The sequence below is a fragment of the Rothia sp. CCM 9417 genome (genome assembly GCF_048513575.1).
Taxonomy (GTDB): domain Bacteria; phylum Actinomycetota; class Actinomycetes; order Actinomycetales; family Micrococcaceae; genus Rothia.
This window is the reverse complement of sequence record NZ_JBLXXT010000006.1, coordinates 47,180-68,958: the sequence shown is the minus strand read 5'-3', so window position 1 is coordinate 68,958 and position 21,779 is coordinate 47,180. Positions and strand designations below refer to the sequence as shown.

The following is a 21,779-nucleotide window of genomic DNA, read 5'->3' as shown; positions in this document are numbered from 1 at the left end:
ATGAGGTTCTGTGGGGTGAGTCAGGCAGGTGGGCGGCAGAGAGGGATAAAATATTAAGTAGACTTATGAAAATGGTCAAACAGGTCCCCCTCCCCCAAGATAGCCAGGATGCCATGCCCCTCTCCACCCCACGTCGTCTCAGGATACTCACCCTTACCACCTGCACGCTCTTAGCCGCGGCCGCCTGCGGTGGTCCTGGGCAAGGAACAGAAGATCCCTCAACCCCTCAGGGCCCGGCGCCTTCCACCCAGAAAGCCCAGCAAACATCACCAAGACCGCAGGCCCAACCCCAGGAAGTCATAGGCGGTGGCCAAGAAATCTTTGCTCACCGCTATGTTGCCCTTTACGGCAACCCCAGCGGCCCCTCTCTGGGGGCATTGGGGGAGCAAAGCCCAGAAGAGTCGGTTACAAGAGTCAAAGATTTAGCTAGCCAATACCAGGGGTACAGCCAGGAGAAAGTTATCCCGGCCTTTGAGATCATTGCTACCGTCGCCAGCTCGGCACCGGGTGTGGACGGCGATTATTCAGACGAAGCCAGCCTGGAGAGCCTGCGCCCCCTCGTAGACCTGGCCGCCAAGGAGGGGATCTACGTCATTCTTGATTTCCAGCCCGGGTATAGCAGTTTTACAGAGCAGGTCAAAGACTATGAAGAACTGCTCAAAGAACCTCACGTGGGCATTGGTATAGATGCTGAATGGAGAATCTACCCCGGCCAGGTGCACCTGCAACAGATCGGGAGCGTAGATGCCAGCGAAATCAATGAGACCCTGGACTATCTAGCTGAGCTGACCCAGCAAAATCACCTGCCCCAAAAAATGGTGGTTCTGCACCAGTTCACCCTGTCCATGATCGCTCATAGATCCCAGCTTGAGAGCAAGCACCCTGAGCTGGCCCTGACCCTCCACGCCGATGGGCACGGTAGCCCCGAACTTAAAGAGGCAACCTATCAGCAGCTACTAGCCGGTCTGAACCCCGAGATTAAGCCCTCCTGGAAAAACTTCTATGACGAAGATACCCCCATGCTAAGCCCGGCAGAAACCTACGCCCTGGAACCTAAACCCTTTGTGGTGACCTACCAGTAAGAAAGCAAGAGCCCGGCCTATGCCTTCCCCATGCCTAAGATGGCCATGTGAGAAGGTAAGCCGGGCTAGCTAGGGTGCGGGGCAGTTCGCCCAGGACCTTAGGATTTCAGCCGCTCCTGCCAGGTCTTGATGACAGCAGGATCGGTGGGCTTGGTGGCCAGCGAGGCCACCACATAGACCACCAGGGATACCGCGATACCGTAGTAGATAGGTTCGTTAGCCAGTACCCCAAAGATCGGCATGCAACCTAGGGTCACCAGGGAGCCAACCGCCATGGACAGGGCTGCAGCTACCCCCGTACCCCGCTTCCAGAGCAGGCCACCCAGGATAGCTACCATGAGCCCTCCAACCAAGATGTCGTAGGCAATGGTCAGGGAGGTGACCGTATCGGTCAGGGCAATAGCAAGAGCGGTGGTGATGACACCCAGGATGAGCAGGTAGATACGGTCAGCCTTGAGGGCTGTATCGCTTTCGGGGTCCTCTTCCTGCATGGCAGGCTTACCGGTGAGGAAGGGGATGACATCGACCCGAGCTACGGTAGCTGCTGCAATCAGAGCGCCGGATGCGGTGGACATCATGGCAGCAACACCTGCCGCCAGGACAATACCGCCGATACCTGCGGGCAGGAAGTTCTGGGCAACGGTGGCAAAAGCGTCGTCCTTGCTCTCAAGCCCAGGAGCCAGGGCGGCGGCAGCCATACCGATGACAGCGCCAGCAATACCGTAGAGGGCAATGTAGATACCGGCACCGGCCCCACCCCAGCGGGCTACCTGCGGTGAGCGAGCGGAAAAAACTCGCTGCCAGATGTCCTGGCCCACCAGGATGCCCAAAGTGTAAATCACGAACATAGTGATAATGGTGTCCATACCCATGGCCCCGGGGGCAAAGAAGCTGGAGTCCAGGCGTTCCGTCAGGCCCTGCCAGCCACCGGCCTTGTTCAGGGAGAAGGGGAGCATGAGCAAGAAAATACCCACGGTCATGATGGCGAACTGCATCATGTCGGTCAGGGTAATGGACCACATACCGCCTAAGAGGGAGTAGCCGATGACGACCAGGGAGCCCAATAAGATAGCGCTGGTACGGTCCATATCTAAGAGGACCCTGAAGACGGTGGCGTAGGCTGCAGTGGAGGTCACGGCAATCATGACGGTGTAGGCCAGCATGACGATGGAGGAAACCTGGGTAGCCCGCACACCGTAGCGCAGGGAGAGCATCTGGGAGACGGTGTAGATTTTCAGGCGGGCAATGATGGGTGCAAAGATGAGGGATAGTAAGAGTACACCGACCGCGATAGCCACAACCAGCCACATGCCTGAAATGCCGAACTTGTAGCCCAGGCCCACGCCGCCCACAGTGGATGCGCCGCCCAGGACAACGGCGCACATGGTGCCGGTGTAGAGTGCGGGGCCCAGCCTGCGGCCTGCTACTCGGAAGTCTTCGGCGTTCTTGGCTTTTCGTTTGCCGATGTAGCCAAAGAGGATCAGTGCTGCCAAATACAGCAGAATAATGGCCAGGTTCATGCGTGTTCCTTTGTGTTGAGGCCGTGTGTGCTTGACCAGTGGGTTCGTTGATGTGGCTAAGCCCTCACGGTGGTGAGTTGCAGGCCACAGTTTATTGTAGCCGTCTCTTGAAAAAACATGCACATTGACCCCGGCCCGTACTTTGGGGAGGGGCGGTATGGGATACCTTTTACCTACTTTGAATAGGTCTGGGGCGAAAGGGCTATTGGTAAGAGCGGGCGGACTCTTTTGCCCGCTGCAAGAGCCACAAAAATCAAGGGAAGAGTTGCTGCGTTAGACCCGATGTAGATGCCCCAGCGGGTGCGGGCAGGAAGCCCCGCCCCTGCCTTGGTGATCAAGCGACCCGCTATGCCCGCCATGAGGGGTGCGGTCATCAGCCCACCGTTATAGCGGCGCTGGATAAGGCCCCGGCAGATATGGCTCATCGCGTTACCCACCAGAGCAGATGGGGGGGCCTAGCACGAGAACCTGCTGAAGTTTACCGTGGGGCAGACAGGCCCCTGCTACCAGTGCAAGAGCAGATGCTCCGGTGAGAAGGCCCGTAGCTAGGGCAAAATCCTGCTGGCTTGACCAGGGACCGCACTCTCTAATGCGGTGGGGGAGAGCTTCGATATCTCGGTAGAAGTGCGCTACTTCCTCGCAATTATGGGCGGCAAAGACCCCAAGCAGTGAAGCTGTAAGCGCTGTCTTGCGTGGTTGCATGGTCATAACCTCTCGGGGGATCTGCTTGCGCTGAACTGCTTCCTGCGTAAGCGTCTTACCTAGCTTTCATTTTTGCAGACCCTCGGTGCAAAAAGATACGGCCCCCCTTGTGCCAGGGAGCAGTGCTTCAAAGCCGTCGTGTATTAGGTTTGCCCCCACCTGTATATGTATGAGCGCCGGTATAAATAATCAGGGCAAACAGCTCAAAAGGCCCCCGCAAACGGGTTATAGTTGAGTGAAATCTCGTGTCAGCGCTCACAGGAGCCTGCTTGACCCCCTCTTCCGTTGCCCCAAGGAGCCCTCACCATGGCAGAAGCCTTTTTCTCGTCCAAACCCAACCGCGTCATCGCCACCGGCGCTGACGGCGTAGAACGCCTTGGCCCCGTCAACGCCGCAGAAGTACCCCGCTGGGCCGGAACTGCCACCTTCGCCCGCCTACCCCGCCTGGACGAGGTAGAAAAAGCAGATATCGTAGTCGCCGGTATGCCCTGGGACTCCGGTGTCTCCTACCGGCCCGGCGCACGCTTTGGCTCCAACCACGTGCGCGAATCCTCCCGCCTGCTCCGCCCCTTCAACCCCGCCGCCAACATCTCCCCCTTCAAAGAAGCCCAGGTAGCAGATGCCGGGGACATCATCGGCAACCCTTTCAACATTGAAGAAGCCCTCGAAATGTTCGAGGCCGGTGCCCACGAACTCACCAAGGACGGCGCGCAGCTCGTGACCATCGGCGGTGACCACACCATCGCCCTGGCCAACCTGCGCAACCTGCACAAGAAACACGGCAAAATCGCCCTGCTCCACTTTGACGCCCACCTGGACACCTGGGACACCTACTTCGGGGCCGAATACACCCACGGCACCCCCTTCCGCCGCGCCTTTGAAGAAGAACTACTGGACACCGACGCTCTCTGCCACGTAGGTACTCGCGGCCCCCTCTACGGCACCGAAGACCTAGAAGACGACGCCCGCTTCGGCTTTGGCATCGTCACCAGCGCCGACGTCTACTACCTGGGCGTTGAGAGAGTCGTCCAACTGCTCCGTGAGCGCATTGGCGACCGACCCCTCTACGTCTCCATCGACATTGACGTGCTCGACCCCGCCCACGCCCCCGGCACCGGCACCCCCGAAGCGGGCGGCATCACCTCCCGCGAACTCCTGGAAATCCTGCGCGGTCTGCGCGGGCTCAACCTGGTCGGGTCTGAGGTTGTTGAAGTAGCCCCTCCCTACGACCACGCCGAACTGACCGGTATCGCCGCCGCCCACGTGGTCTACGAACTCATCAGCCTGCACGCAATCGGTGCCACCGACCAGCCCGCCTCACCGGCCGCTGGTGTAGCTGACATTACCTACAACGGTTAGAAAGGCAGACCCGTGAGTAAAATAGCTAACCTGCTGGCAGAAGCGACCCCCGCTGAAGCCCGCATCATGCACCACTTTGCCGACCGTGCCGCCGGTTTCCGCCCCTCGGCAGTGCGCGATGTTTTTGAGGTCGCCATGCGCCCCGGCATCATCTCCCTGGCCGGTGGAAACCCCGACCTGGACCTGCTGCCGCTGGAACAGCTCGGTGCTATGAGCGCCCGCATCATTCAAGAAGAGGGCCTAGAAGTTCTGCAGTACGGCTCCGGCGCGGGCCTGGAAGAACTGGCTGAGCTGGTCTGCCAGTTCATGGAATCTGAAGGTTCCCGCCCATCCGTGGACGATATTCAGATGACCGCAGGCTCCCAGATGGGCCTGGACCTGGCCACCAAACTTTTCGTCAACCCCGGGGATGTCATTCTGGCAGAAGGCCCCACCTACACCGGTGCCCTGGGTGTTTTTGAGGGCTACCAGGCTGATGTGCGCCAGGTCGCACTCGACCAGGACGGCCTGGACCCCGCCGCTGTCGCCCAAGCCATTGCTGACATCCGCGCTGAGGGTAAAGAGGTCAAGTTCCTCTACACCATCCCCAACTTCCAGAACCCCACCGGCATCACCCTCTCGGATGAGCGCCGTCAAGAGCTGGTGCGTGTTTGCCGCGAAGCTGACGTACTGATTGTGGAAGATAACCCCTACGGCCAGCTCTCCTTTGACGGGGTGCGCCGCCGCTCCCTCTACTCCCTGGACCCCGAGAACGTGCTCTACCTGGGCTCCTTCTCTAAGGTCTTCTCGCCCGGTGTGCGCGTGGGCTGGATGGTCGCGCCCTTCCGCGTCCGCAAGTTCTTGCAGATTGCCGGTGAAGCCGTCACCATCTGCCCATCGGTGCTCTCTCAGCGCCTGGTGCTGGGCTTTATGAGCGAGGGCCTGTGGGAGTCCCATACCCGCCGCACCGCCGCCCTCTACCAGGCCCGTTGCCAGGCTGTGTTGGATGCCTGCCAGAAGTACATGCCCGCAGGCACCACCTGGACAGTGCCTGAGGGAGGCTTCTTCACCTGGCTAACCCTGCCCCAAGGGTGCAAGTACGCCGATGCCACCGACGCCCTAGCCCCGGCCATTGAAGCCGGTGTGGTCTTTATCCCCGGCTCAGCCTTCTACGAGCCGGTAGAAAACGAGGGGAAACTGGTCAATCCCGGCGCTAACCAGCTCCGCATCGCCTTCTCCGCTATCGAGCCAGAGGCTCTGACCGAAGGCGTCAAGAGGCTGGCTGAGGTGCTTGCCGGGTAATCCCCGCCGAGGGTAATAGGTGCGGGCGCAGGGTGAGGCTTGCGCCCCGCACCTTTATATTATTCGCAGCAGATCGCAGGAGAAGAGGTGAAGCCTATGTTAGAGAAAGCCAGCAAAGCCGCTACCGAAATCTTCTCGCCCTTTGTGCTCTCCGGGCTGTTGCTGGCCATCATTGCGATCGCCACAGACCCCACCTGGGTCGTACCCGTGGCGCTCTCACTCCTCTTCATCGTGGCTATCCCCCTGGCCCTTTCCCTCTGGATGCACCGCACCGGCAGGGTAGGGGACCGCTTCATCCAAGACCGGGCACAGCGCACCCCCTTCTACGCGGGCACCCTGCTTTCTTTCGCCGCCGGGGCGCTGGCCCTGAACTTCGTGGATACCAGTAGCCAGGTGCCCCTGGCCCTCAACCTGTCGGTGGCTATGTTGCTGGTCGTTGCCCTGGTCAACCTCAAAATTAAGGCCAGTATGCACGCACTGGTGGCCGCCCTCTTCGCCCTGGTCTTCCCGCTCTACACGCCCCTGCCCGCCCTGGGTTACGCGGTGGGTGCAGGAGTGTGGGCTAGCACCGTCTACTCCCGCTACTACCTGCGCAAACACACCGTCCCTGAGCTGGCCCTGGGCACGCTCTTTGGGGTCGTGCTCGCGGCTGTCTTCCTGGGGCTGAGGTAGGACTTTATAGGGTTTCTACACGCTCGTGTGGCCGCTGTCTTTTCTGACCTGCTCCAGGGTCTGCACGAGGTCTAGGGCCTGCGCTTGATCCTTCATGACAACCTCATAGGCGCTACCGTCCTTCACGGTGAGACTCACGCGGAACTTTCCACCCATATTGACCCGGTATCCCTGCGCGGTCTTGACAACAGGCCAGTTAATAGCCCCGGAATTGAGCCCAGAATCTTCTTCCGCCTGCACCGCCACGATATCCGAGTAGGCTATGTCCCTGCGCCACAGGGGTGCCCTGATTTCCAGGGCGGAGCCGAGGTGCACCTGCACCTTAAAGAGGGAAAGGTAGGCCGCATCCAGGAGTACTAGCACAAAGATAGAGGACAGCAAGGCGGGCAAAATGTTCCCCGTCCTGTCCGTCAGGGATCTGGGTACCGCTAGAGATACCGCAAGGATGATAGAAACAAACGCTAAGGAGGCTATAACCATGGTGCCTGGACGGGCAAGGTACTTTTTACCCATGTCACTCAACTTTCGGTAGTCCCGGGGGTGCTAGTGTCCTCATCAAGGTAGCGGTGAGCGATTGGTAGCCACAGGAGCGCCATGAGCGCCAGCACAAGCGCAAGCGCGGCAACAGTACCGCCCGGGCTGGCTCCGGCACCCCACCCAATCAGCGGGTTCACAGCTATACCCACCAGGCTACCAAGAGTGCTAGCAACATTGAGTACCGTGGCTCGACGGTGCGCCGGGATAACCTTATTAGCCACAGCCCGTGTGATGGGGCCTCGCGCGTGCATACCAAGAACCACCAGCACAAACCCCGCAATCACAGCAGCAGGGTGCGGGACAACCATCAAACCGAACCCTGCAACCCCGTAGCCCATAGCCAAGAGCAGACTGTTCCTGCGGCCCAAACGATCAACCACCGAACTGGCATAGTGGTTATAGAGAGCGGCCAGCAACTGTGCCGAACCGCCGATGATTCCCCAGGTGGCGACCGGTACCTGCGCAGCCTGGAACAGTGGCTGGTTGAGTGTAAAAACAGCGTTAAAAATGACGAAGGCCGCGCTGGAGGCAACCGCCGTATAGAGCAGAACAGGGTTGGTCAAAAGTAAGCCGGTACCACCTCTAAGGCTTGCCCAAGTGTTCTCAGGCTCCGGGCCATTAGCCTTTGTAGGTTGCTGGCCGGGCAGGAAAGCAACAGCCACAGCGGCACCAAGCGCAAAGACAGCACTGACGGTAGCCGGTAGCCAAAGGCTATGCGCCGCCATCAAACCGCCGGCAACAGACCCAACCACCCCGGCCCCCAGTTCTAAGGAACTCAAATGACCCCATACACCTACCGAAATATCGTCGGCGGTCTCACCCAGCGAGTCATAAATATAGGCGTCCTGCACACCGGTGAGCATGGCAATGCCCAGCCCACTGAATACGAAGGATAAGGCAAAAGCGCCTAGGGAGTGCCCAGCGGCAAAAAGTATCTCGGCCACCGCGTTGAACACAAAACCGGTCAGGATGACCCAACGCCGATCTACCCGGTCTGCCACCAGGCCAGAAGGCACCTCGGCTACGAGAATACTGGCCAGTAGGATGCTTTCCAGCAGGAAAATATCCTCTAGGGACAGCCCCCTGGACGTCAGGAACAGGGCGCTGACCGGGACGTAGAAGGAAAATCCCGCTGCGACAGTTGCTAGGGCAATAGGTAGCAGGGAACGGTCTTTCCACACGCGGGAGGCAGCGGTGGGAGCACCCATGAGGACCTCCATATCCGTGGGCAACGCAAACTTCAAAGAGCGGGGGAGCCCAGGGCTCCCGTAGCTTACCTGCTAGGTGTCCTGCCGGTTCCGGTAAGCAATGAAAGCTAGAGCAACAAGAGAGGCAAGGCAGGCAACATACAGGACAACAGACCTGTAGCTTTGGTCAACAAAAGCAACAACGACAAAGATTATTGCCAGGAGGGCAACAAGAACCCAGGCAACAATACTATTGCTGATCTTGGCCCGATTCTTTTCATTCATACCTAGCATGTTATCGGGTAGCGCTATTGGGGGAGTAAAAAATTACCTCCGGATTGTTGAAACAGAAACGCCGGAGGTCACCCCAAAAGAGCCTCACGGGGAAGGTAACGGCCCGATTTACTCCGGTATGGCAGTCGGTGCAGTTCTGGGTCTGATGGCCTATGTGAAGGGCTGGCTCTAGGTAGCGGCAGGTAGGGGTAGCTGTCAGTCACCCCTATCGTTTTATGGGCTCTGATTTTGATTTGCTCGATCATCTCACCTGATACTCTTATGCGGCGCAAACCTTCATGTGCGTGTGCTTTGAACACGCTGGTGAAGGTTTTCACCGCATTCAGTTTGTGGTGGGTGGGGGGAAGGCTAAGCCTGCAAGGAGACGTAGATGAGCTATGTGGGCATGGGTAGGCCAGCGCAGGCGGCTCCGGCACTGAGCTGCCACCCACCGTTCGCTCGCGCTTTGCCCTCACGTGAGCGTCCCCACCGCCGCCCTGCCCCATAATGGTGCTATGCGTATCTTTGCCCACCGGGGAGCCTCCGGAACCCGCCCCGAAAACACCCTCACCGCTTTCACCGCCGCCGCTGACGCCGGTGCCACCTGGGTTGAAACCGACGTAGACCTAGCCGCCTGCGGCACCCCCGTCCTCCTGCACGACACCGACCTAGACCGCACCAGCAACCTGACCGGCTCCCTCTACACCTACACCGCCGCCCAGCTTGCCACCGCAGACGCCGGCTCCTGGTTCTGCCCCGATTACGCCGGTGAGCCTGTACCCACCCTGGACCAGCTCGTCACCCTGGCTAACGAGCGCGGGCTGAGCCTCAACATCGAACTTAAATCCAACGAACAGGGGGCAGAACGCTCCCACCTGCTCATTGACCGGGTCATTGCTGAGCTAGCTCAGCTCAGCCCAGAGCGGCAGGTTATCGTGTCCTCCTTCAATCACCTGCTCTTAGCTGAGTTCAAACGCCGCGCCCCGCAGTACGCCGTGGGGGCACTCTTAACTGCCGAGACCTTCCAACCTGACTGGCTATCGGTCCTAGAGCTAATTGATGCTCAAGCCGCCCACCTGGAAGACCGGGGTCTGACCCGCGCAAGCGTGAGAGCCCTGCGCCAGGCCGGCTACGGGGTCAATGTGTGGACGGTCAATAGCGCCGCCCGCGCCAATGAGCTCAAAAACTGGGGTGCCACGGGCGTTTTCACCGACTACCCGGAGAGGCTTCTGCACCTGGAAAGCTAGGCCGGAACAGGCATGAGGTTAGCTTAGTCCCGATCCCCCACGGGGTTAGAGTGCCTACTCTCACCGCGCCGTCCCTGCCCTGGGCGGTGCGGGCTTGCTAGGCTTGAATTCCATGGTGAACAAAATTGGTTTTGACCGTGAAAAATACATTGAGATGCAGTCCCGGCATATCCAGGAGCGCCGCGAGCACATCGGCGGCAAGCTCTACCTAGAAATGGGCGGCAAACTCTTTGACGATATGCACGCCTCCCGCGTCCTGCCGGGCTTCACCCCGGACAACAAAATTGCCATGCTGGAGCAGCTACGCGACGAGGTAGAAATCCTGATCTGCCTCAACGCCAAGGACCTGCAGCGCAACAAGATTCGCGCCGACCTGGGCATTACCTACGAGGACGATGTTCTGCGCCTGGTCGATGTCTTCCGCGACCGTGGTTTTCTGGTTGAGCACGTTGTGCTGACCCAGATGGAGGACGATAACTCCCAGGCTCTTGCCTTCAAGCAGCGCCTAGAGCGACTGGGGTTGAGGGTGTCGCGCCACCGCGTCATTCCCGGTTACCCCACCAACACCGACCTGATTGTGTCCGAAGAGGGGCTGGGCCGTAACGAGTTCGCGGAAACCACCCGTGATCTGGTGGTTGTCACCGCACCCGGCCCTGGTTCTGGCAAGCTGGCTACCGCGCTCTCGCAGGTCTACCACGAGAACAGGCGTGGGGTGAAGGCGGGCTACGCCAAGTTTGAAACCTTCCCTATCTGGAACCTGCCCCTAGAACATCCGGTCAACCTGGCCTATGAGGCCGCCACTGTGGACCTTGATGACGCTAACGTCATTGACCACTTCCACCTGACCGCCTACGGCCAGTCCACGGTTAACTACAACCGTGACGTTGAGGCCTTCCCCCTGCTGAAGGTGCTCCTGGAAAAAATGACCGGCACCAGCCCCTACCAGTCACCCACCGACATGGGCGTGAATATGGCCGGTAACTGCATCACTGACGATGCCGCCTGCCGCTACGCTTCGGAGCAGGAGATTATCCGCCGCTACTTTAAGGCCCTGGTCGATGAGGCTCGCGGTGGCCTGGACTCCACCCAGTCGGATCGTGCCGCTGTGGTTATGGCTAAGGCCGGACTTAAGCCCACCGACCGCCCGGTGGTAGAGCCTGCCCGTGCCCGCCAGGAGTCCACCGGCGCACCCGCCGCCGCCCTGGAACTGTCCGATGGCACCATCATCACCGGTAAGACCACCGATCTGCTGGGCTGTTCGGCTGTTGCCCTGCTGAACGCTCTTAAGCACCTGGCCGGGCTGGACGATAACAAGCACCTGCTGTCCAACGAGGCTTTAGAACCCATCCAGCGTCTCAAGACCCTGCACCTGGGTAGCCAGAACCCGCGCCTGCATACCGATGAGGTGCTGATTGCTCTCTCAACGTCAGCGGCCCATGATGAGGATGCCCGCGCCGCCCTAGAGCAGCTTAAGAACCTGCGTGGGGTGGATGTTCACACCACCACGATTCTTGGGTCTGTGGATGAGGGTATTTTCCGTTCCTTGGGCATGCTGGTGACCAGCGACCCTAAGTTTCAGAAGAAGTCGCTCTACCAGAAGCGCTAGATTCTGAGCGCTCATAGAGTGAGATGGCCCCGCCCCTTATTCTGGCACCCGCACGGTGCAGAAGACCGGGCGGGGCCTTTGCTGTATAACTAACCCCGGTAAGTGGCGTCGTCCACGGGTTCACCCCAGGTGACGAACTCACCGGCCTGGTTGAAGGGGGTCACCGCAATGTGGGTCATGGGCCCTTCTGCGGTGGCCCCGTGCCAGTGGTTAACACCGGGTTCAAAGAAGAAGGCCTCGCCCGGGGTGAGGGTGCGGGGTTCTTGGCCCTCAAGCTGGTAGATGCAGCTTCCAGAGGTCACCACAATGAGCTGGCCAACATCGTGGGTGTGCCAGTTAGTGCGTGCCTCAGCTTCAAAGGTGACGGCTAGTGACTGGAGCTGGCTACTGGGGGCCAGCGGGTGCATGTAGGCTTTGCCGGTAAAAGCGCCTTCGGGTGCGGGCTTGCCCAGGGGGAAGAGGGAATCAGTCATGGGATCTCCTTACAGTAGGTTTAGCTCCATTATCCCGCGCTGACTTAGCCTAGGCACTCTATTTCATGCTCTGCTCAGTGTGTTCTGCAGGCAGGTGCGGCAGGTTTTAGCCAACCAGCCTGGCCTGTGTAAATTCAGGGGAGGGGGAGCAGGTCACTGCATATTTGGTGGCGGCCAGTTCATCAATTTTTGCCACATAGTTCTGGGTTTCAAAGTAGGGGGGAATACCCTCGTATTCTTCTACCGCGCCGGGGCCAGCGTTATAGCCAGCTAAGACGAGATCTTGCAGAGGAGTCTGGTCCTTAGCGTAAGGAGCTAGCCGCTCTGAAAGATAGGCCAGGTAGCGGCCCTGCGCGGCAATAGAATCTTCGGGGCTATCAATATCGCCCTTGCCCCAGATGTCCCAGGTGTCCTGGGTGAACTGGGCCAGACCGTGCGCACCCGCGTGGGAACGCGCGGTCAGCCGCCAACCAGATTCGGTTTCGAGCTGGGCCGCTAAAACACCCGGTCGCAAACCGGCTACCTGAGCGGCCCCTTCAATATCATCACGAAGCTCAGTGGGGGCGTAGGTCAAATCGGTGCGCCCGCAGTAGTCCTCGTAGGTAGCAGAAAGCCCCACGACACCGACACCCATCAGCACCGCTGATGAAAGAATGTGCCAGTGCGCAAGCAACCCCGCGCCGATGCGCAGGGCGATTTTGGGCTTGGTGCGTTCAGTAGTCATTAGTAACAGCCTACTTGAAAACCGACCCTGAGAGCGGGCCAAAAGCCCCCTGATACCCCCGAAGGTGACGTACCCAACCCCCACAAGATGCCCCCGGCTCTAGTAGAGCCGGGGGCATCAGGTTTCTTATCGAATGACTAGTCGGTGACCTTAATCTGACCGCGAGCGCCACGTTCGGCGGCCGCGAAGTCGTGGTTGACGAAGGTATAGGTGCCTGCCTCGGTGAAGGTCATCTCCACGAAGCCACCTTGGGCGGGGGCTAGGTCGAGGGCTTGGGAGGCCCCCTTGGTGGTGCCGAAAGCGTCCCTTCCGCCTTGGAGTAGGTAGCCGCCCTCCTTGTAGACGGTGTCGAATTGGCTACCGACTATGTGGAAGCTGAGGTCGCCTCCGGGGCCGGCGTTGAGTACCCAGATGCGCACGCGCTCACCGGTTTTTGCTGTCAGGGGGTCGCGTAGGTATTGGGTGGCGTGGCCGTTCCAGAGGGTGAGGGTGGGGGTGCCTGCTGCCAGGCCTTCGGGTGAGATGTTGGTCAGTATGCCTTCGGGGGTGTCACCGGCCTGGGTGAGCGCGACTTCGCTTTGGACGAGCAGGTATTCGCGGTCTACCGGGGGCAGGTCCGGTGGGTCGATGACTACCGCGCCGAACATGCCTGCAGCTAGGTGGGTGCTCATGGGCATGGTGGAGCAGTGGTAGAGCCAGATGCCTGAGGTGGCAGCCTCGAAGCGGTAGACCAGGGTTTCACCGGGGGCTATGGTGCGCATGGGCTGGTCGGGGGCTACGGTGCCGGCGTGGAAGTCGATGGAGTGCCCCATACTGCCCTTGTTGACCAGTGTAATTTCAAAAATATCGCCGACTTTGCCGTGCAGGGTGGGGCCCATGTAGGAGCCCTTGTAGGTCCAGGCGTTCAGGGTGGTGCCGGGGGCTATTTCGCGGGTGAGTTCTTGGACCTCGAAGGTTTGGCGGTGGACGGTGCGCCCGTCGATGTTTTCGCCCTCGGGGACGGGTGCTAGGGCGGCGTCCCGGCTCTGGTAGTTTGCTGAGATGTCGCCTTGCAGGTCAATGTCGGTGGGGGAGAGTACCTGGCCTGCGGCGGTGTGCCCGGCCTGCTGACCGCCGGTGCCCTGAGTGCTGGTAGCGCCGGTGGCAGTTACCTGAAAGGTCATGCCCATGGCCCGGTGGCCCATGACGGAGCACCAGCCTTCCAGATCCTGGGTGATGGTGCCGACCTCTACGGTCTTTGTTTCCCCGGGGTTGATGCGCCCGGTGGAGGTGCCGTTGGCAAAGGTCAGGTCGTGGGCGTTCTTGGTATCGGTGTTGTGGACTTCGATGACCAGCCGGTTGCCTGCGGGTACCTCGGCGGTGTTGGGGGTAAAGCGCATGTCGGCGGTTGCCTCAACGGTCAGGGTGGTGGTCTGGCCGGTAGCGGCGGAACCGGTCCCGCTTGCCGCCAGTCGTGCCCGTGCGGCGGGATCAGCTGCCACTCCCAGGCCTACAACCAGCACCACTGCCAGCGCACCGATGAGGGCATGGCGCAGGTGGGGTACCGGTTGGGGGTGCTGGGCTTCCGGGTCTGGGACGGGGGCTTCACCCCGGGCGCGGGCCTGAATCATGGCTTTGCGGATAGCTACTGACTGTTTGACCCCGCGTAGCATGAGCGGGATAAAAGCGAAGAGGGTGAAAGCTCCCAGCAGGGAGGCCGCTGTGCGTACCCATGAGCCGGTGATGTTCACGGGCAGAATAAAGACCAGAAGAGCCAGGTTAATCATGGTGACTCGGCCGGCTGAGAAGCGGTTGAACTCCCGGTTAGAGGCACGCACAGCCTTAGGCCCACCGCCCATACGCGCGGGGAGCAGGTAGCTCATGGCGCCCAACAGCACCTGGGCTAAGAAGCCTGCCACAAAGACGGGGGTGATGGGGCGTAGGCTCAGGCTCTCTAGGCCCTGGGTGAGTACCAGGACGGCGGCCCACAGGACACCCACCAGCAGCCACACCATACCGGCAGCCACCGAGAAGGTGGGGTAGTCAGAGGGTTTCTTGGCGGCGGTGGTTCCTACCATGAGCACACCCACCAGAATCAGGGCGGCGGCGTACAGTATCAGGCCGGATGTAGCCAGGGGAACATTCCCCATGAGGGCACCGGTGACGGTGAGCGTGAGCCCGGCGCACATGAGCACCAGCGCGCGGGAAGAACGTGCCACAGCATCGGGGAGCATGACGGTGCGGAGCATCGTGGGCCAGAGCGTCATGAGCGTGCCGACCACGGTGATGCCCACAAAGCCTAGGACGTTCACTGCCTCATGGGCTAAAAGTAGGCGGGAATGCCAGGTGGCACTGGTGCCGTCGTAGGCCAGGAGTGCACCGAAAGTAGCACCCAGGGGCAGGAGCCAGGAGGCGGCAATGTAGTACCTAATGCTGGTACCAAAACGGGCAGGCAGGGCAGAACGCATTTGCTGAAGTAGGGCCAGCCCATGCCAGGCCACCACAAGCCCCACCCCGGTCGAGCCAATCAGGGTCAGGGGGTAGAGGTTGAAGATGACCCCCACCATGAGCACAACTATCGAAGCGTTGAGCGTGTAGATGCGCACCAGCTGAACCGGGCGGGCGCTGTCGGGCAGCTTGTTTTTGAGCAGGGCCTCGGTAAAGTGCTGGGACCAGACCAGAATAGAGTTGGTTATCAGCCCCAGGGTCACCATGTGCACCATCAGCCAGAGCGACTCGGGAATCCACCGGTGGGTCATGAGCACCGCAAAAAGCGCAAACATCCAGAGGGAGACGGGTTTGGAGGCCTTGCGGTGCCATGTTGCTCGGCCGGTAGCTATATCGCGGGCCTGGCGCTCGCTGATAGGGGCGCCGGGTGCATCTACGGGGCGGGTCCCGATGCTGAGTTCCTGCCGGTAGCCACGGGTGGGTGCGGTGGGGGAGTTCCCTGACCCCTGCGGGCCTGGTGCCTGATGCGGCTTAGGTGCGTTCTCTGGTTGCTGGGGGGTGGGCTCCGCCATCATCACTCCAAAATATCGTATGCGTCATGCCGATTATAGCAAGCCGCTAGGTCACTCACCTAGGGCGGAGCTAGCCCCCAGCCCGACTAGACTGGAAGATATGACCCTAGCCATCATCATTACCCTCGGGGCCGCTCTGCTCATTGCCCTAGGCTGTATCGGTATTGTTTACCCGGTTCTGCCCGGCTCCCTGGCCGTCCTGGCAGGAATCCTGCTCTGGAGCCTCACCCTGCGGAGCCCCGAAGGGTGGTGGCTTCTAGGGCTGGGCGCACCCATCGTCCTTGCCGGTATGATGGCTCAAGCCCTCCTGACTGGGCGCACCCTCAAACGCAGGGCTATCCCCAACTCATCTATCCTCTGGGGAGTGGTCGGTGCTGTTATCGGTATGTTCCTTATCCCCGTGGTTGGCCTGTTCGTGGGGTTCGCACTTGCCCTCTTCCTGAGCGAAACCACCCGCAGCGGCGGTGACCTTACTACCTCGCTGGCAAGCACCTGGGCCGCCCTCAAATCTATGGGTCTAGGTATGCTCATCGAACTAGCCGCCGCCCTCACCGCTGGCAGTATCTTCACCGTTACCGCCATCATCTACTTCGTCACTGCCTAAAGAACGGTAAAGTAATCTCTCGTGAAAACTCTGCCTGCCTCCCTAATCCTGGCCGCCACCGCAATCATCCAAGCTCTCGGTATCTTCCGGTACACCGATGACACCATGGCGCTTTCTGGCCAAATCTTCTTCCCCGTCCTTTTTGCGCTCATGTCTATCTACATCAGCTGGCGTAACCGTGAGGGCACCGGTAAGTTTTCACTGGCCCACATCATTATTCTTGCCCTGGCCGTTGTTGCCCTGGGCGCAACGGTTGCAGGCTGGAACGCCAGCCTCTACTACTTCTACCCCTCCTACTACGTTTTCTACGCGGCCCTGGGGCTTCTGGTGCTAGAACTAGCCCTGCGCATAGCGGCTCTACCCAAGAAGGAAACCAGCACGAAAGAAGGGGTGGACAAGCGCCTACCCGGTAGAGCCAAAGCCCGCAGGGGAACCAAGCTGGTCGCCGTCCGCAAAGACTCGGCCACCAGGGACCGGGGAACGGCTGCGGACCCCCAGGAGTAGCTAGTTGTGAACATTCTTCGCCTGAGCGCCACGCTACCGGCTCGCCACCGTATCTGGCCGATCCTGACCGCTATTTTCTGCCTAGCGGTCATGCAGTGGCACATTCGCCACTCCATCTTTCTCAACGGCCAGGACTTCGAGGTCTACCGCACCGGCGCAGGCGTGGTCTTTGGCGACCTTTACCCGGGTAAAACCCTCTATAACTACTACCTGCAAGAGGGCAAGCCTATTGCCCTGCCCTTTACCTACCCGCCCTTTGCGGTCATGGTCTTTGCCCCCTTTGCTTTCCTGCCCCTGGGCGTCGGCGCTGGAGTGATGACGCTCCTGGCCATGAGTGCAGCCCTGTGGATTTCGGTTCTGGTGCTCAACTACGCCCGCTTACGCGGGGTAACCGTACCCGGTGAGGCCCTCCTCGGTAGCCGCTCACTGGTTCTTGTTCTTGCTACCTGTATCACCATGTTCAGCCCCTGGGACCGCAGCATCGGCCTAGCCCAGATTAACGCCCTGATTCTGCTCTTGGTCATGGCTGATCTGCTCCGCCCTGCCAGTCGTCTGCCACGCGGTGTCCTGATCGGTATTGCCGGCGGTATCAAACTCACCCCGCTGGCTTTTGGGCTGATTCTACTCATGCGCCGGGACATCAAGGGCCTGCTCACCCTGGGTGCTAGCTTCCTGGCTACGGTAGCCGCGGGCTTCGTCTTTATGCCCGCCGCCGCCCGCGAGTTCTGGTTCTACGCCATTTCTGACCCCTCCCGCGTGGGAAACATCAACTACGTGGACAACATCTCCACCCTGGGCTGGCTCCTGCACTTAGGTCTTAGTGAAGGCCCCCTGCTGACCGCCCTGCGTGGGGGCATCATCCTGGCTCTGCTGGTGGGAGTTGCCTACCTGATTCCGGTTCTTCACCGCCGGGGCATGGTGCTGTCACAGATAGCTCTCAACGGCTTCCTCATGCTGGCCATGTCACCGATTTCCTGGTCCCACCACAACATCTGGCTACCCCTGCTCATGGCGGGCCTGTGGCTGGACGCCTTCCCCGTCTTCTTCGCCCTAGCTACCAAACCGGTGCGCTGGCTGGCGGCAGGTCTAGCGGTACTGGGCTGTGCCGGTCTGATTTACGGGCCGATGCGCATCGGTATCCGCATGGACCCGGCCACCCACAACCTGGACGAGCTCAGCCACCTGGCGCTGAGCCTCTCCGCCCTGCCCATCATCTGCCTGAGCGCCCTGGTGCTGCTCTGGGCTCTGGTGGCCTTCCGCTACCGTCAAGAGTTAGCGAGCACCCAAACCAAAATCTAGGGTCAAGCCCCTACGGGCCTCCCCAAAAATGTCTAGGGTAGATACTATGACTAGTTCGCAGATGCCTCACCAATACGGACCCGACCAAGAAACCACACCCCCTGCTCAGACCCAGCAAGCGGTGCCTTGGCCTGCCCCCGTCATTCCGCAGACCCCGAATACTCAGCCACCGCCCTACCTACCCCCGGCAGGCTGGCGGCCCGGCTACCGGCAAGAGCCCCAAGAGCTGGGCTACCACCGCCTAGCCCTGACCGACCCCAAGAGCCGCTGGTGGAAACCCCTGGTTGAGGCAGTAATTGGTGCTCCCCTCTACCTTGTTCTGGCCCTTATCTTGAGCATAGCCCTGCTCATACCCAGCCTGATGAGCGCCCTCAAGGAGCAGGCCACCTCCGGGCAGATGACCATCGATGCCACCGCCACAGCCAGCGACATGACCGCCCAACTCCAAGCCCAGGCCCTTACAGACCCCCTTATCTTCACAGTGCTCTTCGGGTCGGTAGCGCTCATGTTCCCCTGCCTCTGGTTGGCTCGCCTCATCATGGGCCCCAAGCCCTGGGGTCTGATTCACTCCGTTGCGGGCCGTCTGCGCTGGGGCTGGCTCATGGTATGCCTGGGCCTGTCCACACTCATCATGGTTCTGATCCCCCTGGCCCTTGAGGCAGCTACCGGGAGCACCTACCAGCTCGCACCCCAAGCTCAGGGCACAACCCTCATAGTGCTCCTGATCTGTATTGGCCTCGTTGTTCCCTTTCAGGCCTATGCCGAAGAACTGGTCTTCCGGGGTTTTCTCATGCAAAGCATCGGCCGCTGGCTCAAACACCCCGCCTGGGCTATCGTCCTGCCCGCCCCACTCTTCATGCTGGGCCACATGTACGACCTCTGGGGTCAGCTGTCCGTCCTGACACTGGGGATCGCCGCAGGCTACATCACCTGGCGCACCGGCGGGCTTGAAGCCGCAATCGCCCTGCACACGGTCAATAACCTCGTCGCTATGACCTTCGGGGTCTTTGGCCTGGCTGACCCCTTCCTGCAAGAAGGCTCTAACCTAGCAGGCTTTACCTCATCACTGATCACCAACGGTATTTTCGTGCTTGCGGTTGTGCTCCTTGCCAAGAAGAAGAACCTAGCCCGCACCCGCCGCGCGCAGGTCTGGGTCAAAGAACAGCCAACACCCCGCCCCGCCCCCGTCCGGTAAAATGTGTCCCATGACTCTTCCGGCTGATACCCCGCTTGACCCCCGCACCAACATCGATGACCTGGCGGCCTTTATTACCGCCTCACCCACCTCCTTCCAGGCCGCCGCAGAAGCCGCCCGCCGCCTAGGCAGCGCCGGCTTCACCCCGCTTGATGAAGAAGCAACCTGGGATAGCTCCGCAGCAACCGGCAAACACTTTGTGGTGCGCGACGGAGCGATCATCGCCTGGGCTGGTACCCAATCCCATACCGGCTACCGTGTGCTCGGTGCCCACACCGACTCACCGGGGTTCAAAGTCAAGCCTAAGTCATCCATCCGCACCCTGACCTGGAACCAGGTAGGAGTCGAAGTCTACGGCGGACCCCTACTCAACTCCTGGCTCGACAGAGAACTGCGCCTAGCCGGACGCCTGACCCTACTGGTCGACGGTCACCTAGAAAACCGGCTGGTCGCCACCGGACCCATCGCCCGCCTACCCCAGCTCGCCATCCACCTGGACCGAGAAGCCAACAACGGTTTTAAGCTGGATAAGCAGGGCAACCTCTACCCGCTCTGGGGCTTCGGGGACTCCACCGGAGACGTCCTGGCCTACCTAGCAGAACACGCCGATGGCGGGCCGGTAGACCCCGCCACCATCGTGGGCTACGACCTCATGTTCGCCGATGCAACACCCCCCAGCGTTTTCGGCGAAAACCAGGAACTTTTTGCCTCGGGCCGTCTGGATAACCTCAGCTCCGTGCACGCCGGGCTGACCGCCCTCACCCGCTACGCCGCCCACCAGCCGAACAACCCCCAGCACACCGTCATGCTGGCCGCCTTCGACCACGAAGAAATCGGCTCAGAAAGCCGCTCCGGTGCCGCCGGGCCCTTCCTCGAAGACGTACTGGTTCGACTCTCCCAGGCCAGGGGAGAAACTGTTGAGGACTACCGCCGAACCCTGGCCGCCTCCATCTGCCTCTCATCCGATGCGGGGCACCTGGTTCACCCCAACTACACCGGCCACCACGACCCCACTGTTCGCCCCCTACCCGGTGGCGGGCCCCTGCTCAAAATCAACGCCAACCAGCGCTACGCCACCGATGCGGTGGGGGCCGGTATCTTCGCTCAGGCCTGTGCGCTCGCTGGGGTTCCCTACCAGGAGTTCGTATCGAACAACAATGTTCCTTGCGGCTCTACCATTGGGCCTATCACCGCCACCCGCCTGGGTATGCGAACGGTCGATGTGGGTGTTGGACTCTTGTCTATGCACTCGGCCCGGGAGCTGACCACCGTAGCTGATATGGCCTACCTGGCCCGCGCTATTGAGGGTTTCTACCGACTCTAAATTCTCTGTGCCCTTGGCTTCGCCAACACCCTTAACGCCAGCCCCGAGCCAGTTGGCTCAACCAAGGGCACAGAGCTTGAATACCAGGCCTATACCAACACCCTTGACGTCAGCCCCGAGCCAGTTGGCTCAACCAAGGGCACAGAGCCCAAGACACCAAGCTCTCCAACGCACTTAATGCCAGCCCCGAGCCAGCCGGTCCAGCCAAGGGCACAGCGCTCAAGGTTCCGCTCCGATAAGGCTTTAAAAAGTCTGCCCCGCACCAACCGGGCGGGGCTGACTTCAAGCAAAAGTGTTACCTGTACCAGGTATCAAAGACGGTGACGGGGGTGGTGCGTTTATGGCGTGAGCGCAAGAAACGGCCCTCAATATTCTCAGCAGCCGCAGGGTCAATCTCTTTACCCTCAAGATAGTCATCAATCTGGTCGTAGCTGACACCCAACTCGTCCTCATCGGTACGGCCCGGCTTGCTATCGAGCAGGTCAGCGGTGGGCACCTTCTCCCAGAGCCTCTTTTCAGCCCCCAGAACCTTGAGCAGCTCACGGTTTTGGCGCTTGTTGAGGCCAAAGAGAGGCATTATGTCGGCCCCGCCGTCCCCGAACTTGGTAAAGAAGCCGGTCACAGCCTCCGCCCCGTGGTCGGTCCCCACCACGAGCAGGTTCCTCTCACCGGCTAGGGCGTACTGGGCGATCATACGGGCGCGCGCCTTGACGTTGCCCTTATTGAAGTCCGAAATCGGCTGGCCGGTGGCATCGGCAAATGCCGACTCGAAACCATCAACAGCCGCCGCAACGTTATAGGTCACGGTCTGCTGGGGCATGATAAAGCGCAGGGCGGCCTGGGCGTCCTCCTCGTCGGCCTGCACCTTATAGGGTAGGCGCACGGCAATAAACTCGGCCTGGATATCCTCAAGTTCCAGCGCCTCCACCGCGAGCTGGCAGAGCCTGCCCGCCAGGGTGGAATCTAGTCCCCCGGAAATGCCCAGCACGAAGCCGCGGGTCCCGGTAATTTTGAGGTAGTCAACCAGGAACTGCACGCGTTTGCGGATTTCCTCGGTGGGATCGATAGTGGGTTTAACACCCAGTTCTTCAATAATGTGAGCCTGTAGTTCGCGCATGACTCCATGCTACTCGGGAGCCCTCTCCTTGCGCCTTATCTAGCCCCAGAGAATGAGAAAGAGGTCTTATATGC

21 protein-coding genes are annotated in these 21,779 nt (G+C 60.5%); 11 read left to right on the top strand and 10 right to left on the bottom strand.

The window, feature by feature from the left end:
* The first annotated feature begins 65 nt into the window (after positions 1-65).
* Positions 66-1,082 (top strand): hypothetical protein, encoded by a 1,017-nt coding sequence (locus tag ACN082_RS07835; RefSeq protein ID WP_419100304.1) that lies wholly within the window; start codon positions 66-68, stop codon positions 1,080-1,082.
* A 98-nt stretch (positions 1,083-1,180) separates the two neighbouring features.
* Here the strand turns inward: ACN082_RS07835 and ACN082_RS07830 are convergent, their stop codons facing one another.
* The 3 genes from ACN082_RS07830 to ACN082_RS07820 all read right to left on the bottom strand — a co-directional run bounded on the left by ACN082_RS07830 (position 1,181) and on the right by ACN082_RS07820 (position 3,310).
* Complete coding sequence (locus ACN082_RS07830; RefSeq protein ID WP_419100303.1) at positions 1,181-2,602, bottom strand: sodium:solute symporter; 1,422 nt, start codon at positions 2,600-2,602, stop codon at positions 1,181-1,183.
* Between the two features lie 173 nt (positions 2,603-2,775).
* Positions 2,776-3,027, bottom strand: a complete 252-nt coding sequence (locus ACN082_RS07825) for a hypothetical protein (RefSeq protein ID WP_419100302.1) — start codon at positions 3,025-3,027, stop codon at positions 2,776-2,778.
* Positions 3,028-3,031: 4 nt separating this feature from the next.
* Positions 3,032-3,310 (bottom strand): hypothetical protein, encoded by a 279-nt coding sequence (locus ACN082_RS07820; protein WP_419100301.1) that lies wholly within the window; start codon positions 3,308-3,310, stop codon positions 3,032-3,034.
* 300 nt (positions 3,311-3,610) lie between these two features.
* Between ACN082_RS07820 and speB the strand changes: the two genes are divergently transcribed.
* From speB to ACN082_RS07805, 3 genes are all read left to right on the top strand, one after another.
* The gene (gene speB / locus ACN082_RS07815) at positions 3,611-4,663 is read left to right on the top strand and encodes an agmatinase (protein WP_419100300.1); all 1,053 of its coding nucleotides are present in this window, start codon (positions 3,611-3,613) and stop codon (positions 4,661-4,663) included.
* Between the two features lie 12 nt (positions 4,664-4,675).
* On the top strand, positions 4,676-5,944 hold the full coding sequence (locus ACN082_RS07810) for a PLP-dependent aminotransferase family protein (protein WP_419100299.1): 1,269 nt from the start codon (positions 4,676-4,678) through the stop codon (positions 5,942-5,944).
* A gap of 96 nt (positions 5,945-6,040) precedes the next feature.
* Positions 6,041-6,616: a hypothetical protein gene (locus ACN082_RS07805; RefSeq protein WP_419100298.1), complete on the top strand. Its 576-nt coding sequence runs from the start codon at positions 6,041-6,043 to the stop codon at positions 6,614-6,616.
* Positions 6,617-6,631: 15 nt separating this feature from the next.
* Here the strand turns inward: ACN082_RS07805 and ACN082_RS07800 are convergent, their stop codons facing one another.
* The 3 genes from ACN082_RS07800 to ACN082_RS07790 all read right to left on the bottom strand — a co-directional run bounded on the left by ACN082_RS07800 (position 6,632) and on the right by ACN082_RS07790 (position 8,625).
* On the bottom strand, positions 6,632-7,129 hold the full coding sequence (locus ACN082_RS07800) for a hypothetical protein (protein WP_419100297.1): 498 nt from the start codon (positions 7,127-7,129) through the stop codon (positions 6,632-6,634).
* Positions 7,130-7,134: 5 nt separating this feature from the next.
* Entirely contained in the window at positions 7,135-8,361 is a 1,227-nt protein-coding gene (locus tag ACN082_RS07795) for an MFS transporter (RefSeq protein ID WP_419100296.1), read from the bottom strand.
* 72 nt (positions 8,362-8,433) lie between these two features.
* A complete protein-coding gene (locus ACN082_RS07790; protein WP_419100295.1) occupies positions 8,434-8,625 on the bottom strand; it encodes a hypothetical protein in 192 nt (63 codons plus the stop codon).
* A 464-nt stretch (positions 8,626-9,089) separates the two neighbouring features.
* On the opposite strand from ACN082_RS07790, the gene ACN082_RS07785 reads away from it, so the two are divergent.
* Together ACN082_RS07785 and ACN082_RS07780 are read left to right on the top strand one after the other, a co-directional pair.
* A complete protein-coding gene (locus tag ACN082_RS07785) occupies positions 9,090-9,860 on the top strand; it encodes a glycerophosphodiester phosphodiesterase family protein (protein WP_419100294.1) in 771 nt (256 codons plus the stop codon).
* Between the two features lie 112 nt (positions 9,861-9,972).
* Positions 9,973-11,466 carry a DUF1846 domain-containing protein gene (locus ACN082_RS07780; RefSeq protein ID WP_419100293.1) on the top strand — a complete coding sequence of 498 codons (1,494 nt, stop codon included), beginning with the start codon at positions 9,973-9,975 and terminating at the stop codon, positions 11,464-11,466.
* Between the two features lie 89 nt (positions 11,467-11,555).
* Here the strand turns inward: ACN082_RS07780 and ACN082_RS07775 are convergent, their stop codons facing one another.
* The 3 genes from ACN082_RS07775 to ACN082_RS07765 all read right to left on the bottom strand — a co-directional run bounded on the left by ACN082_RS07775 (position 11,556) and on the right by ACN082_RS07765 (position 15,665).
* Positions 11,556-11,939, bottom strand: a complete 384-nt coding sequence (locus ACN082_RS07775) for a cupin domain-containing protein (RefSeq protein WP_419100292.1) — start codon at positions 11,937-11,939, stop codon at positions 11,556-11,558.
* Between the two features lie 106 nt (positions 11,940-12,045).
* Positions 12,046-12,663 (bottom strand): lytic transglycosylase domain-containing protein, encoded by a 618-nt coding sequence (locus ACN082_RS07770; protein ID WP_419100291.1) that lies wholly within the window; start codon positions 12,661-12,663, stop codon positions 12,046-12,048.
* Between the two features lie 137 nt (positions 12,664-12,800).
* Positions 12,801-15,665, bottom strand: coding sequence for a multicopper oxidase domain-containing protein (locus ACN082_RS07765; RefSeq protein ID WP_419100290.1), 2,865 nt, complete (start codon positions 15,663-15,665; stop codon positions 12,801-12,803).
* A gap of 97 nt (positions 15,666-15,762) precedes the next feature.
* On the opposite strand from ACN082_RS07765, the gene ACN082_RS07760 reads away from it, so the two are divergent.
* From ACN082_RS07760 to ACN082_RS07740, 5 genes are read left to right on the top strand one after another with little or no spacing between them, the layout of a single operon-like run.
* A complete protein-coding gene (locus ACN082_RS07760; protein WP_419100289.1) occupies positions 15,763-16,266 on the top strand; it encodes a DUF456 domain-containing protein in 504 nt (167 codons plus the stop codon).
* Between the two features lie 21 nt (positions 16,267-16,287).
* Positions 16,288-16,770, top strand: a complete 483-nt coding sequence (locus tag ACN082_RS07755; RefSeq protein WP_419100288.1) for a hypothetical protein — start codon at positions 16,288-16,290, stop codon at positions 16,768-16,770.
* Positions 16,771-16,776: 6 nt separating this feature from the next.
* Complete coding sequence (locus tag ACN082_RS07750; protein ID WP_419100287.1) at positions 16,777-18,069, top strand: glycosyltransferase 87 family protein; 1,293 nt, start codon at positions 16,777-16,779, stop codon at positions 18,067-18,069.
* Positions 18,070-18,115: 46 nt separating this feature from the next.
* Complete coding sequence (locus ACN082_RS07745) at positions 18,116-19,264, top strand: lysostaphin resistance A-like protein (RefSeq protein ID WP_419100286.1); 1,149 nt, start codon at positions 18,116-18,118, stop codon at positions 19,262-19,264.
* 10 nt (positions 19,265-19,274) lie between these two features.
* Complete coding sequence (locus tag ACN082_RS07740) at positions 19,275-20,588, top strand: M18 family aminopeptidase (protein ID WP_419100285.1); 1,314 nt, start codon at positions 19,275-19,277, stop codon at positions 20,586-20,588.
* A gap of 295 nt (positions 20,589-20,883) precedes the next feature.
* On the opposite strand, the gene nadE is transcribed toward ACN082_RS07740, so the two are convergent.
* Positions 20,884-21,705 carry an ammonia-dependent NAD(+) synthetase gene (gene nadE, locus ACN082_RS07735; RefSeq protein WP_419100284.1) on the bottom strand — a complete coding sequence of 274 codons (822 nt, stop codon included), beginning with the start codon at positions 21,703-21,705 and terminating at the stop codon, positions 20,884-20,886.
* Positions 21,706-21,779: the final 74 nt, after the last annotated feature.